This window comes from Uliginosibacterium sp. sgz301328 (genome assembly GCF_041807905.1).
In the GTDB taxonomy this organism is placed as follows: Bacteria; Pseudomonadota; Gammaproteobacteria; order Burkholderiales; family Rhodocyclaceae; genus JBGVSA01.
Genome location: NZ_JBGVSA010000001.1, coordinates 222,640 through 237,172, shown reverse-complemented (window position 1 = coordinate 237,172; position 14,533 = coordinate 222,640). Strand labels below are relative to the sequence as shown.

The 14,533-nt window shown below is 62.6% G+C and carries 11 protein-coding genes; 9 read left to right on the top strand and 2 right to left on the bottom strand.

What is annotated here, in order from left to right:
* Window positions 1-8: 8 nt before the first annotated feature.
* The 8 genes from ACDA63_RS01055 to ACDA63_RS01020 all read left to right on the top strand — a co-directional run bounded on the left by ACDA63_RS01055 (window position 9) and on the right by ACDA63_RS01020 (window position 10,666).
* Window positions 9-722 carry a succinate dehydrogenase iron-sulfur subunit gene (locus ACDA63_RS01055; RefSeq protein WP_373661298.1) on the top strand — a complete coding sequence of 238 codons (714 nt, stop codon included), beginning with the start codon at window positions 9-11 and terminating at the stop codon, window positions 720-722.
* An 83-nt stretch (window positions 723-805) separates the two neighbouring features.
* Entirely contained in the window at window positions 806-1,084 is a 279-nt protein-coding gene (locus ACDA63_RS01050) for a succinate dehydrogenase assembly factor 2 (protein WP_373661297.1), read from the top strand.
* A gap of 32 nt (window positions 1,085-1,116) precedes the next feature.
* Window positions 1,117-2,418, top strand: a complete 1,302-nt coding sequence (gltA, locus tag ACDA63_RS01045) for a citrate synthase (RefSeq protein WP_373661296.1) — start codon at window positions 1,117-1,119, stop codon at window positions 2,416-2,418.
* Window positions 2,419-2,538: 120 nt separating this feature from the next.
* Complete coding sequence (locus ACDA63_RS01040; RefSeq protein ID WP_373661380.1) at window positions 2,539-5,355, top strand: 2-oxoglutarate dehydrogenase E1 component; 2,817 nt, start codon at window positions 2,539-2,541, stop codon at window positions 5,353-5,355.
* 33 nt (window positions 5,356-5,388) lie between these two features.
* Complete coding sequence (gene odhB / locus ACDA63_RS01035) at window positions 5,389-6,645, top strand: 2-oxoglutarate dehydrogenase complex dihydrolipoyllysine-residue succinyltransferase (protein ID WP_373661295.1); 1,257 nt, start codon at window positions 5,389-5,391, stop codon at window positions 6,643-6,645.
* A gap of 113 nt (window positions 6,646-6,758) precedes the next feature.
* Complete coding sequence (gene lpdA, locus ACDA63_RS01030) at window positions 6,759-8,183, top strand: dihydrolipoyl dehydrogenase (RefSeq protein ID WP_373661294.1); 1,425 nt, start codon at window positions 6,759-6,761, stop codon at window positions 8,181-8,183.
* Between the two features lie 101 nt (window positions 8,184-8,284).
* Complete coding sequence (zapE, locus tag ACDA63_RS01025) at window positions 8,285-9,400, top strand: cell division protein ZapE (protein WP_373661293.1); 1,116 nt, start codon at window positions 8,285-8,287, stop codon at window positions 9,398-9,400.
* Between the two features lie 105 nt (window positions 9,401-9,505).
* Complete coding sequence (locus ACDA63_RS01020; RefSeq protein WP_373661292.1) at window positions 9,506-10,666, top strand: hypothetical protein; 1,161 nt, start codon at window positions 9,506-9,508, stop codon at window positions 10,664-10,666.
* Between the two features lie 24 nt (window positions 10,667-10,690).
* On the opposite strand, the gene ACDA63_RS01015 is transcribed toward ACDA63_RS01020, so the two are convergent.
* A complete protein-coding gene (locus ACDA63_RS01015; protein ID WP_373661291.1) occupies window positions 10,691-11,296 on the bottom strand; it encodes an HNH endonuclease in 606 nt (201 codons plus the stop codon).
* Window positions 11,297-11,551: 255 nt separating this feature from the next.
* The gene (locus ACDA63_RS01010) at window positions 11,552-12,094 is read right to left on the bottom strand and encodes an NUDIX hydrolase (protein ID WP_373661290.1); all 543 of its coding nucleotides are present in this window, start codon (window positions 12,092-12,094) and stop codon (window positions 11,552-11,554) included.
* Window positions 12,095-12,254: 160 nt separating this feature from the next.
* Here ACDA63_RS01010 and ACDA63_RS01005 point away from each other — a divergent pair, with 160 nt between their 5' ends.
* Window positions 12,255-14,240, top strand: a complete 1,986-nt coding sequence (locus ACDA63_RS01005) for a diguanylate cyclase (protein ID WP_373661289.1) — start codon at window positions 12,255-12,257, stop codon at window positions 14,238-14,240.
* The last annotated feature ends 293 nt before the right edge of the window (window positions 14,241-14,533 follow it).

Sequence of the window (14,533 nt, the reverse complement as noted above, 5' to 3'; positions counted from 1 at the left end):
CTCAACACATGGCCGCCACGCGCACTGTGCAATTCAAGATCTACCGCTACGATCCGGACAAGGACGCAGCCCCTTACATGCAGGACATCTCGGTCGAACTCGAAGCGACCGACCACAAGCTGCTCGACGCGCTCGTCAAGCTCAAGGCCAAGGATGATTCGCTGGCCTTCCGCCGCTCGTGCCGCGAAGGCGTTTGCGGTTCGGATGCCATGAACATCAATGGCAAGAACGGCCTGGCCTGCCTCACCGACATCGATTCGCTGAAGGGGCCGATCGTTCTGCGCCCGCTGCCCGGCCTGCCGGTCATCCGCGATCTGATCGTGGACATGACGCAGTTCTTCAAGCAGTACCACTCGATCAAGCCGTACGTCGTCAACTTCGACCCGGCACCGGAACGCGAACGTCTGCAATCGCCCGAAGAGCGCGAAGAACTCAACGGTCTGTACGAGTGCATTCTGTGCGCTTGCTGCTCGACCTCGTGCCCGTCGTTCTGGTGGAACCCGGACAAGTTCGTCGGCCCGGCCGGTCTGCTTGCCGCGTACCGCTTCATCGCAGACACGCGCGACCAGACCACCAACGAGCGCCTCGACAACCTCGAGGACCCGTACCGGCTGTTCCGCTGCCACACGATCATGAACTGTGTGGACGTATGCCCGAAGCATCTGAACCCGACGAAGGCTATCGGGAAGATTAAAGACCTGATGCTGCAACGCGCGGTATAAAGGGCCCAGCCCGATGACCACGATCCCGTATCAGGTTTTGTACTGAGCGGGATCGTTCTGCATCAACGTGTGAAGGCCCAAACATGAGCAGCACCCTTTATGCAAAACGGGAACAAGTGAAGTGGCGCAGCCGGCGCGGTCTGCTGGAACTCGACATCTTCTTCACCCGCTTTCATGAGCAGTACCTCGAGACCCTGACCGAGGCGCAACTCGACGACCTGCTGGATCTTCTGACCTGCGACGACCACGAACTGTGGGCGATGGTCAACGGATCGCAGCCCTGCCAGGTGGACCGCTGGCAGGACATGGTCTCGCGTTTGCGCAGCAGCGGCCCGAACATCCAGCAACACAGAGAGTCGTAGTAGTTCAACGAATAACGGAAGGAACTAACGGTATGAGCACGCAACGCACTGCCACCCTAACCCTCGACGGCCAGACGTACGAGTTTCCCGTTTTGTCCGGCACGATCGGTCCGGACGTGATCGACATCCGGTCGCTCTATGGCAAGTCCGGTGCGTTCACCTTCGACCCGGGTTTCATGTCGACGGCCGCCTGCAAGTCGTCCATCACCTACATCGACGGCGACAAGGGCGAACTGCTCTATCGTGGTTACCCGATCGAACAACTCGCCGTTAACTGCAACTACCTCGAAACCTCGTACCTGCTGAAGTTTGGCGAACTGCCCAACAAGGCCCAGTACGACGAGTTCGAAAACAGCGTGCGCACGCACACCATGGTGCACGAGCAGCTCACGCGCCTGTATCAAGGCTTCCGTCGTGACGCTCACCCGATGTCGATCCTCGTGGGCGTGGTCGGTGCGCTGGCTGCCTACTACCAGGATTCGCTGGACATCAACAACCCCGATCACCGCTCGATCGCTGCCACGCGCCTGTTGGCCAAGATGCCGACGATCGTTGCCATGGCGTACAAGTACACGCAGGGCCAGCCCTTCATGTACCCGCGCAACGATCTGGATTACTCCAGCAACTTCCTGCACATGATGTTCGCCACGCCGTGCGAAAAGTACGAGCCGAACCCCGTGCTGGCCCGCGCGCTGGACCGCATCCTGATCCTGCACGCCGACCACGAGCAGAACGCTTCGACCTCGACCGTGCGTCTGTCGGGTTCGTCGGGGGCCAACCCGTTCGCCTGTATCGCCGCGGGTATCGCCTGTCTGTGGGGCCCGGCGCACGGTGGTGCCAACGAAGCCTGCCTGGTCATGCTGGATGAAATCCAGCGCTCTGGCGGCGTCGACAAAATCGGCGACTTCATCGCCAAGGTGAAGGACAAGAACTCCGGCGTGAAGCTGATGGGCTTCGGTCACCGCGTCTACAAGAACTACGATCCGCGCGCCAAGCTCATGCGCGAGACCTGCCACGAAGTGCTCAATGAACTGGGCCTGCATGACGATCCGCTGTTCAAGCTCGCCATGGCGCTGGAAAAGATCGCACTGGAAGACGAGTACTTCGTGTCGCGCAAGCTCTATCCGAACGTCGACTTCTACTCGGGCATCGTGCAGAAGGCGATGGGCATCCCCGTGTCGCTGTTCACCGGCATCTTTGCCATGGCGCGCGTTATCGGCTGGATCGCCCAGTGGCACGAAATGATCGGCGACCCCGAACAGAAGATCGGCCGTCCGCGTCAGCTCTACACCGGCTCCGTCCAGCGCGACGTCATCCCGATGTCGCAACGCTGATCACCGGGCAAGGTTCGAGACTCGCAAATCTGGACAGGTGGCGGTGGAGCAACATGCCGTCGGCCTGTCCCAACCCCCGGCTCAACAGATCACACACCCGTACCTGAGGTGACTCAAATGATGAATCAATACCTCGCCAACTCCTACCTGTTCGGCAGCAACGCGCCGTTCATCGAAGAGCTCTATGAGGCGTACCTGGAGAATCCCGCCAACGTCGGTGACGAATGGCGCGATTACTTCGACGCGTTGCAGAACATGCCCGGCGGCGGTCGTGACGTGGCGCATGCGCCCGTCATCGCCTCGTTCGCGCAGTTGGCGAAGCAGGGCAAGGTTGCCGGCACGGCGACCGGCGTAGCGGACAAGCGCCAGGTTGGCGTGCTGCAGATGATCAACGCCTACCGCTTCCTTGGTAACCGCTGGGCGCAGATCGACCCGCTCAAGCGCCAGGAGCGTCCCGCCATCGCCGAACTGGAGCCGTCGCACTACGGCTTTACTGAAGCGGATCTGTCGGCACCGTTCAACATCGGCTCGTTCCAGTTCCAGGACGGCCGTCAGTCGACCCTGCGCGAGATTCTCGAAGCGCTGCGCCAGACCTACTGCGGCACCATCACTGCCGAGTACATGTACATTGCCGATACGGCGCAGAAGCGCTGGATCCAGGCCAAGCTCGAACCGCTGCGTGGTACGCCGGTGTTCAGCAACGAGCAGAAGAAGCGCATCCTCGAACGCCTGACGGCTGCCGAAACGCTCGAAAAGTACTTGCACACCAAGTACGTCGGCCAGAAGCGCTTCTCGCTCGAAGGTGGCGAATCGGCCATCGTGGCGATGGACACCGTGGTGAACGTCGCGGGTAGCCTCGGCATGCAGGAAATCGTGATCGGCATGGCCCACCGCGGCCGCTTGAACGTGCTGGTCAACACGCTGGGCAAGAGCCCGTCATCGCTGTTCTCGGAATTCGAAGGCAAGCACGCCGACGATCTGTCCGCGGGCGACGTGAAGTACCACAACGGCTTCTCCAGCGACGTGAGCACTGCCGGCGGCCCGGTTCACCTCACGCTGGCCTTCAACCCCTCGCACCTGGAAATCGTCAATCCGGTGGTGGAAGGTTCGGTCTTCGCGCGCCAGAAGCGTCGCGGCGACAAGGACAAGGTCCAGGTTCTGCCAGTGCTGATCCATGGCGATGCGGCTGTGGCGGGGCAGGGCATCAACCAGGAAATCCTGAACTTCAGCCAGACCCGTGGTTATGGCGTTGGCGGCGCGGTTCACATCGTCATCAACAACCAGATCGGCTTTACCACGTCCGACCCGCGCGACACGCGTTCGTCGCTGTACTGCACGGACGTGTTCAAGATGGCCGAAGCACCGGTCTTCCACGTCAATGGCGACGATCCGGAAGCGGTGGCCCTGGCTTGCCAACTGGCCGTGGAATTCCGCCAGACGTTCAAGAAGGACGTCGTCATCGACCTCGTCTGCTTCCGCAAGCTCGGCCACAACGAGCAGGACGAACCGATGGTCACGCAGCCGCTGATGTACAAAAAGATCGCGGCGCATCCGGGTACGCGCAAGCTGTACGCCGATCGCCTGACCGCATCGGGCGTGTGCACTGCCGACGAGCCCGAGCAGATGATCAAGGACTATCGCGCGGCGCTGGACCGTGGCGAGCTCCTGTACAACCCGGTGCTGTCCGGCTACACGCGCAAGTTCGCGCAGGACTGGACGCCGTTCATGAAGAAGCCCTACACGGACGACGCCAAGACGGCCGTGCCCAAGGCCGAACTCAAGCGCCTGGCCCAACGACTGACCGCGCTGCCGGAAGGTTTTTCGCTGCACTCGCGCGTGGCCAACATCATCGAAGCCCGTCGCGCCATGGGTGAAGGCAAGCAGGAGCTGGACTGGGGCATGGGCGAGAATCTCGCCTACGCGTCGCTGGTGGCAGAAGGCTACGGCGTGCGCGTGTCCGGCCAGGACTGTGGCCGTGGCACGTTCTTCCACCGTCATGCCGTGCTGCACGACCAAAGCCGCGAAAAGTGGGACGCCGGCATCCACGTGCCGCTGGAGCACATCCAGGAAGGGCAGGCTCCGTTCGTCGTGATCGACTCGGTGCTGTCCGAAGCGGGCGTGCTGGGTTTTGAGTACGGCTATGCGACTGCCGAGCCGAACGAACTCGTCGTGTGGGAAGCCCAGTTCGGCGACTTCGGCAACGGCGCACAGGTCGTCATCGACCAGTTCATCAGCTCCGGCGAAGCAAAGTGGGGCCGCCTGTCCGGCATCACCATGCTGCTGCCGCACGGCTATGAAGGCCAGGGTCCGGAACACTCGTCGGCGCGCCTCGAGCGCTACATGCAACTGTCGGCCGAAAACAATTGGCAGGTCTGCGTGCCCTCGACCCCGGCACAGATCTTCCACCTGCTGCGTCGCCAGATGATCCGCAAGCTGCGCAAGCCCCTGGTGGTGATGACCCCCAAGTCGCTGCTGCGCCACAAGGACGCGACCTCGTCGCTGGACGAACTGGCCAAGGGCGGCTTCCGCACCGTCATTGGTGAAGTCGACGAACTGGACGCCAAGAAGGTCAAGCGCGTGGTCCTGTGCAGCGGCAAGATCTACTACGAGCTGCTCGCAGAGCGTCGTGCCAAGGGCTACAAGGACGTCGCCATCGTTCGCGTCGAACAGCTCTACCCGTTCCCGGAAGCTGCGTTCAAGGCCGAACTGGCCAAGTATCCGGCGGCCAAGCAGATCGTGTGGTGCCAGGAAGAGCCCGAAAACCAAGGCTCCTGGTACTGGTTCCTGTCGCGTCAGCACCTGGCCCGTTCAGTGCGCGCCGATCAGGAAATCCACCTTGTCAGCCGTCCGGCTTCGGCCTCGCCGGCGGTCGGTTATGCCGCCAAGCACAATGCACAGCAGAAGGCGGTTGTAGAGGGTGCCTTCGGCAAGCTCTAACACGAACAACAGAATCCAGTGAGGAATTGGTAAATGCTTATCGAAGTGAAAGTCCCTCAGTTGTCCGAGTCCGTGTCCGAAGCGACCCTCGTCAACTGGCACAAGAAAGAAGGCGAAGCCGTCAGCCGTGATCAGAACCTGATCGACATCGAGACGGACAAGGTTGTCCTGGAAACGCCGGCGCCGGCAGACGGCGTACTGGTGAAGATCGTCAAGGCCAACGGCTCGACCGTGACCTCGGGCGAAATCATCGCCACCATCGATACCGAAGCCAAGGCCGGCGCAGCAGCGCCCGCCGCCGAAGCCAAGCCGGCCGCCGCCGCGCCGGCCGCTGCACCGGCAGCCGCCAGCGCAGGCGCCGGCACGGGCCCCGCCGCTCGCAAGATTCTTGCAGACAAGGGCGTGGATGCAGCTTCTGTGCAAGGCACGGGCCCCGGCGGTCGCGTGACCAAGGCCGACGCACTCGGCCTGGCCAAGCCGCAGGCCGGCAGCAGTGTTTCTGCAGCCGCCGTGGTGCCGGTCGTGGTCGGCGGCGGCCAGCCGCTGCCGCAACCGCCGGCGCCGGTGTCGGTCGACGCTGTCCTGGGCGACCGTCCGGAAGAGCGCGTGCCGATGAGCCGCCTGCGTGCCCGTGTGGCCGAGCGCCTGCTGCAATCGCAATCGACCAACGCCATCCTGACCACGTTCAACGAAGTGAACATGGCGCCGGTGATGGACCTGCGCAACAAGTACAAGGACAAGTTCGAGAAGGAACACGGCGTGAAGCTGGGCTTCATGTCGTTCTTCGTGAAGGCGGCTGTGCATGCCCTGCGCAAGTACCCGGTACTGAACGCGTCGGTCGATGGCAACGACATCATCTATCACGGCTACTTCGACATCGGTATCGCTGTCGGCAGCCCGCGCGGTCTGGTGGTGCCGATCCTGCGCAATGCCGACCAGATGAGCATTGCCGACATCGAGAAGAAGATCGCCGAGTTCGGCGCCAAGGCCAAGGACGGCAAGCTGTCGATCGAAGAACTCACCGGAGGGACGTTCTCGATCTCCAACGGTGGCGTTTTCGGTTCGATGCTGTCGACGCCGATCATCAACCCGCCGCAGTCGGCGATCCTGGGTATCCACGCGACCAAGGACCGTCCGGTCGTCGAAAACGGCCAGATCGTCATTCGCCCGATCAACTATCTGGCGATGTCGTACGATCACCGCATCATCGACGGCCGCGAAGCCGTGCTCGGCCTGGTCGCCATGAAGGAAGCGCTGGAAGATCCGGCGCGCCTGCTGCTCGACCTGTAAGCCGGGCGGGGAAGGTGGCATGCCACCTTCCCCCGTGAAGTTGCTATCCCGTTGGTACGGCAAGGCCCGCAGGGCACAACCCGGGCGGGTCTTCCCCTGATCAGGAAAACACTATGTCCAAACAATTCGATGTGGCTGTCATCGGCGGTGGGCCCGCCGGCTACGTGGCAGCCATCCGCGCTTCGCAACTGGGTCTGAATACCGTCTGCTGCGAATCCAACGCCTACGCCGATCCGAAGGGCGAACCGCGCCTGGGCGGCACGTGCCTGAACGTGGGCTGCATTCCCTCCAAGGCGCTGCTGCACTCGTCGGAACTGTTCGACCAGGCCAGCCATTCGTTCGTCATGCACGGCATCAAGACCGAAGGCGTGTCGATCGACGTGCCGTCGATGATCAAGCGCAAGGACAACATCGTCACGCAACTGGTCACCGGCATCAAAGGTCTGTTCCGCAAGTACAAGGTCAATTTCATGCCCGGCCTGGGCAGCTTTGTCGGCCAGAAGGACGGCCTGTGGCAAGTGAAGATCGGTGATGAAGTCATCGAAGCCAAACATGTCATCATCGCCACCGGTTCGCGCGCCCGCCATCTGCCGGGCATTCCGGTCGACCAGAAGCTGGTGCTCGACAACGAAGGCGCACTGGACATCAACGAAGTGCCCAAGCGCCTCGGCGTGATTGGCGCCGGCGTGATCGGCCTCGAGATGGGCTCGGTGTGGAAGCGCCTTGGCTCGCAAGTGACGATCCTCGAAGCGCTGCCCGATTTCCTCGCTGCCGCCGACCAGAACGTGGCCAAGGAAGCATGGAAGATCTTCACCACCAAGCAGGGCCTGAACATCCAGCTCGGCGTGAAGATCAAGGAAGTCACGCCCAAGAAGAAGTCCGTGGTCGTCAAATACGAAAACGACGAAGGCGAACAGTCCGTTGAGTTCGACAAGCTGATCGTGGCCGTGGGCCGCACGCCGAACACCGATGGTCTGAATACCACGGCCGTCGGCCTGGAGCTGGACGAACGCGGCCGCGTGAAGGTAGGCGAACACTGCGCCACCAACCTGCAGAACGTGTGGGCCATCGGTGACGTGGTCCCCGGCCCGATGCTGGCGCACAAGGGCATGGAAGAGGGCGTGATGGTGGCGGAAGTCATCTCCGGCCAGTCGGGTCACATCAACTACGACGCCATTCCCTGGGTCATCTACACGCATCCGGAAATCGCCTGGGTCGGCAAGACCGAGCAAGAGCTCAAGGCTGCCAACATTCCGTTCAAGAACGGTCAGATTCCGTTCCTGGCGAATGGTCGCGCGCTGGGTCAGGGCGACACGACGGGCTTTGTGAAGGTGATCGCGCATGCTGAGACCGACCAGATCCTGGGCGTGCATGTCATCGGTACGAACGCTTCGGAACTCATCGCCGAAGCCGTGGTGAGCCTGGAATTCGCCGCCTCCGCCGAAGACCTGGCACGCACCTGCCACGCGCACCCGACGTTGTCCGAAGCGATGCACGAAGCGGCGCTGGCCGTCGACAAGCGCTCGCTGCACTTCTGATCGTCGCGTCTGCGGACGCAATGATGCTGCCGATGGTGCAAGTGTGAAAACGCTTGCACCATTTTCTTTGTTCAGACGACCGGGCTCCGCCCCTTTGCAGCATGACCGCCTATCGCATCCTGAACGTTCCTGAATTCGGCGTGCTCGACGCCTACCGCTCGCAGCTCGAGCGGCGCGACTACAAGGCCGACCCCGCGCAGTTGCGGGCCGTCGAGCGTCTTCAGGATCTCTACACCGAACTGCTGGCCTTCAAGGCGCGGCGTCGTACCGCACTGCGCAAGCTGCTATTCAATCCGGACCTGCCGCGCAGCGTTTACCTGTGGGGCGGGGTGGGGCGCGGCAAGAGCTTCATCATGGATGCGTTTTTCGACGCCGTGCCGTATCGCCGCAAGCGTCGCGTGCACTTCCATGCCTTCATGCAGTCCATTCATCACCAATTGCGCGCGGCCAAGGACGAAAGCGATCCGCTCTCCCGCGTGGCCGACCACCTTGCGGAAGAAACCCGCCTGCTGTGCTTCGACGAATTCCACGTCTCGGACATCGCGGACGCGATGATCCTGGGCCGCTTGCTCGAAGCCTTGTTCGAGCGTGGCGTGGTGTTTGTCATGACGTCCAACTACCCGCCCGATGGACTTTATCCGAACGGGTTGCAGCGCCATAACTTCATTCCGACCATCGAGCTGATCAAGCGTCGTTTCGACGTGGTCGAGGTCGACAACGACACCGATTACCGCCTGCGCTCGCTCGAACGCATGAACACCTACATCGTGCCGAGCGGGCAGGCTGCCGACGAAACACTGAGCGCACACTTCGAGCGCATCGCCGGGCTCGCCGGGCGGCCGCGCGATCTCGATGTGCTCGGGCGTCCGGTCCATGCACGCATGGAGGCGCCCGGCGTGGTGTGGTTCGACTTCCAGGACATCTGCGGCGGGCCACGTTCACAGAACGACTATCTCGAAATCGCCCGTGAATATCACACCGTGCTGGTGTCGAACCTTCCGGTGATGACGCGCAACCATTCCAACGAAGCGCGCCGCTTCACCTGGTTGGTCGACGTGCTCTACGACACCCGTACCAAGCTCATTGTCAGCGCCGCTGCCGAAGCGCCGATGCTGTACCGCGAGGGGCCGAATGCGCAGGAATTCCCACGTACCGTGTCGCGCCTGATCGAGATGCGCACCGTGGAATATCTGGCAGAGGCGCACCGACCGCAGTAAGGCATCGATGCAAGGTCGTCGTTGTTTGACGTCGGCCACCCTCGATGCCAGCGGCAACAACGTATAAGACCGGCTGTAAGAATATACGCAACAGGGGGTAGGGGAGTGTTGAGGTTTCTACGACGACTCAGCGCGGGGGCGCTGTTGCTCGTCTCGATCTGTGCCGCCAGCGTTGCTCACGGCATGACCTATCAGCGCGTGGGCGAAGTATTGATCGTCACTGGCGTTGTCGATGTGAACGACCGGGCGTTGCTCGGCGGTCACTTCAAGCAAGGCGCCCGCGTGCTTGTACTGCGGGACATGGCCGGTGTGCTCGACCACATGGATGTCTATGACGATGTGGCAACCGTCGTTCGACGGGCCGGCGTCACGACCGTCGCGCAGGGTGCCTGCTCTGGCGCATGCGCGATGTTGTTCGCCGCCGGAACCGAGCGTCGCTTTGCCGCCGGTACGCCGCAACAGCCCACCGTGGTGTGGATCGGCTCTGCCGCCGAGACGATGCGCAATGCCTACACCTTCTATTCGCGGATGCTGCGCGCCATGCCGTTCGGTTTGCTCACCCGCAACACTGCGGCGGGCAGGAGCGGACGTGCCTTGGCGGGCATGCCGTCTCCAACACAGCCGGAAGGGCTCCTCTATGAATGCCAGCAGGAAGGCTCGCCCGGCTCGTGCGCGCTCGTCGAGCGTCTGACGGCGTGGAGCAGCGGCTTGATTACATCGCCTCAGCCGTTCGAGATACCCGCTGTCGCGTCCGCTCAGGCTCCCGCACCGCAACCCGTGGCGGCCTCGGGTCAGGAGAATCCCGGCGAAGCGCTCGGCACCGCTCTGCCAAACAGTGTGGTACCGCCATCCGCGGCGACTCCGGCGCTCGTGTCTGCACCGCCGCCTGCGCCACAGGGAGCGACGAAGCCGGTTCCGGCTGCCGCGACGCAAGTCTCTTTGGTGAGCGCCATGCTGGCCGCTTCCGTCGAGCGCGGCGTCGGGCCGACGGGAATCGGCACTGTCTTCCGCAAGGACGACAAGGTCTTCGCCTACGCGGCTTTCAGTTGGTCGGGCGCAGTGGGCGGCAAACACGTCTTCGAGACGCGCTGGTATCGCGGTGCCGAGATCGTTGTTCGTCCGGCCGCCGTGCCGGTGGAGTGGGCTGCCGCACCGGGTGCCGTATGGCAGAGCGTCGGAGCCGATCTACTGGGGCGGGGGAGCTACCGCGTGGAGTTCGTCCTCGATGGGCGCGTGGTGGCGACCAAGGCTTTCACCGTTGACTGATGCGCCCGCCGCGCTTGCTTGGCTTCAGGCGCGGCAACGACTCTGCGTGGGCAGGTGGCGAGCGAGAAATTCCATCTGATCGGCCAGGATGTTGCGATTCGACAGAATCAGATATTCGGCCTTGTTCGGCACGTAGGGCGCGTACAGCAACAACATGTGCGCCTGTTCGGGCGTGCGGCCGGCCTTGCGCTGGTTGCAGTGACGGCATGCCGTGACCACGTTCATCCAGGTGTCCTGCCCGCCGTGCGAGACGGGGACGACGTGGTCTCGCGTGAGCTTCTGCACCGAGTATTCGTCCCCGCAGTAGGCGCAGATGTGTCGGTCGCGGTGGAACAGTTCGCGGTTGGAGAGTGGCGGAACCTGGATCAGGCTGCGCGCCGGTAGCGCCTTGCCCTTGATGGCAATGATGCTGTTGGCCGTCAGCATCGAGCGCGTGCCGGTCAGGCGCGACATGCCACCGTAGAACGTAAAGCGATGTTCGCCCGCGTCCCAGGCGACCAGGTTCTTGGAGTAGTAGAACAACGCATGCTGCCAATTCACCCATCGGTGGGGCTGGCCGTGCATGTCCAGCGTCAGGATGAGCGGGCGTCGTTCCACGTAGGAGGGTCGGGGCTCCGCGGCGGTACGCATGGTGTCAGAGGCTCCTCCTTAGAGACCTGTTCCTGATCCTGTTGCGAGGCCGTGATCGAGGGCACGCGACTCAAGATGCGCACCCGCTGACACCCCTGGCCGAATCAGAATACGTTCGGAGGTCGTCAGACAACGGCTGTCCTCCGAAGGATATTCCTATAGTGTTTTTTTTCAATCGCCTGTGGCCCATCCGCCGTCGGGCGGCGGGCGCAGTCCAGATTCATATTTGCAGAAAACAATCTGGCCCGGCGGCCTTCAGGCCGCGGGCGGTGGAGGCAAGTCCGCCACACGGAAGCGGAAGTGACCTTCGCGGCGATCGGCGAAGAAATGGCGCAGGGTGAGGGCGATTGAACGGAAGGCGATTTCGTCCCACGGGATTTCGTCTTCGCGCATCAGGGCGACTTCCAGGGATTCGGGTCCCGGTGCGAAGTCGACATCCAGCAGGCGAGCCCGGTAGAGCATGTGGACCTGACTGATGTGGGGCACGTTCACCAGCGTGTACAGCTCGGTCAGTTCAATGCGTGCGCAAGCCTCTTCCATGGTCTCGCGAATGGCGGCCTGGCCTGTGGTTTCGTCGTTTTCCATGAAGCCTGCAGGCAGGGTCCACAGGCCATGACGTGGTTCGATGGCGCGGCGGCACAGGAGTATGCGGTCTTCCCAGACGGCGAGCGCGCCAACCACCATCTTTGGGTTCTGGTAGTGGATCGTGCCGCACGCCTCGCACACGAAACGGGGCAGGGCATCGCCGTCCGGAATCCGCAGCGCCACGCCGGCGCCACAGGCTGAGCAGAATTTCATGGGAAGCCTTCCGATCAATTACCCGCATTCTAACGTGCCCTTTGGTGTGCCATGAATCGCTAAAGGCAGGCGCGGCCGCGCCGATAAACGGTTCACAAGGCCGTGTTCCCACGGTCGTCCGACCACAAACACAAGAACACGAAATCGTCGTCACGGTCCCATGTCGTCGCCCATTGATCTGTCGCGCTTCGAACAACTCAAGGCCTCGGGCGATCTGCCATCGCCGAAGGGCGTTGCACTGGCGATCATGCGCGTGATGCAGCACGACGACGTGTCGATGGCTGAGCTGGCGCGCATCATCCGCACCGATCCGGCATTCGTCGGTCGGCTCATCAAGGCGGCCAACGGCTTGATCGGCTACAACCGTCGCCCGGTGGCGTCGATCCAGGACGCGCTGACGGTGCTCGGCCTGCCGGCCGTTCGTACGATGGCGCTGGGCTTTTCGCTGCTGACCAATTACCGCAGCGGATCGTGCTCCGAGTTCGACTATGGACATTTTTGGTCGGCGTCCCTGCTGCGGGCAGTCGCCGCGCAGGCGTTGAGCCAGCGCACGCGCGCCGCAGCGCCCGACGAGACCTACTGCCTCGGGCTATTGTCGCGTGTTGGGGAGCTGGCTCTGGCGACGCTCTATCCGCGCGAATACTCACAATTGCTGGCGGCGGTGCGGGGCGATGCCTCCGTGAATCTGCTCGAACTCGAAAGCCGTGAGTTCGCCATGAATCACGCCGAACTCGGCGCTGCGATGCTGGCGGATTGGGGTTTGCCCCGCGTATTCACCGAGGCGGCCTACCATTGCGCCAGCGGGACCGCCGGCTCGGCGCCCGAAGGGTCGCGCGACCACGTGCTGATCCAGTCGTTGTCGGTGGCAACACTGATGGCGCAATCGTGTCTGGTCGATGACGCCGGCCGCTCAACTGTGTTGCACCGCGTGCTGGCCGCAGGGTCGCGCCTGGGCTTCGACGAGGAAGTCATGACCGCGATGTGCGACGACGTCGCGCGTGAATGGCTGGAGTGGGGCGCTTTGCTCAACGTCCAGGCCGATCGCCTGCCGCCGTTCGAGCACTATCTTCGTGAGCCGGACACGGGTATCGACCGTATCGTGTCCGCCGATCCCGTGCCGACGGCCGCTCCGCAAGCGCCGGCCCAGGCCCAGACTCAGCGGCTGCGCGTACTCGTGGCCGAGGCCGACGACGATATTCGCACTACGGCGCGGCGCGCGTTGCTCGACGCCGGATACGACGTGGCCGAGGCGCGCGACGGCTATACGGCGACCGAACTGGCGCTGGATTTCCAGCCCGACATGATGCTCATGGCCTGGCAGTTGCAGGACGTCAGCGGCGTCGAACTGGTCAAGACCTTGCGCAAGACGCGCATCGGCCGGGCGATCTATGTGGTGGCGCTGACCGACAGCGTCAGTGAAGACCTGTTGATCGAAGCCTACGAATCCGGGGCCGACGCGGTACTGGGCAAGCCGGTGAATCCACGTCTGTTGCAGGCCCGGCTCAAGGCGGCGTGCCGCCTGACCTCGCTCCACCAGGAGATCGAGCACGATCGCGAGGAAATCCGCCACTTTGCCGCCGAACTGGCTGTCAGCAACCGTCGCCTCCAGGAAGTGGCGCTGATGGATTCGCTGACCGGCTTTCCGAATCGGCGGTTCTTTACCGATCGCCTGACGCAGGAGTGGTCGGCGTCGTCGCGTAGCGGCAGGCCGCTGGCGTGCCTGATGATCGATATCGATCAATTCAAGTCGATCAACGATACCTACGGTCACGACGTGGGCGACTCCGTCCTGCGCCAGGTCTCGGCGGCCATCCGCCAGGGGCTGCGTTCGCATGATGTGGTGGCTCGTACGGGCGGCGACGAGTTCCTGGTGATGTGCCCCGATACGACGCTCGAAGCCGCCTTGCGCTGCGCCGAGCGGGTGCGTTCAACGGTGGAGCGCGCCGAAGTGGTGGCGGGCATGTTGCACTTGCGCATCACCATCAGTGCAGGCGCTGCGGCGCGCAATGCAGGTGTTGTCGATACCGATGCGCTGATCAAGCGGGCGGATCAGGGCCTTTATCTCGCCAAGCAACTGGGGCGCAATCGTGTAGCCTCCGTGCAGTTGCAGGAAGTCACAGAATCGGGGAACGCCGATAATTCGTGAATTTGAGAAAAACGACGAACGGCGGTCTGGAATTTGTTGCTGGCGAAGACTCGAAAAAATAGTTCGCGAAAGTCTAAAGTTCTGTGACGCGCTGCCGATAACAATGAAGATCGCTGATTTCATTGAAGTAATTTTCCTGATACGGAACTGGTAACAGTTCTGTAGCGGGTTTCATTGCTGCGTGTAGGATAAATTCCTACATCCGATGTTCTTTTTGTTTCTACTGTTTTTAGCGATTTTGCCTGATTGGTACCGCCTGACCCGGGCGGCACACTCGCCTCACCTGCTGACGA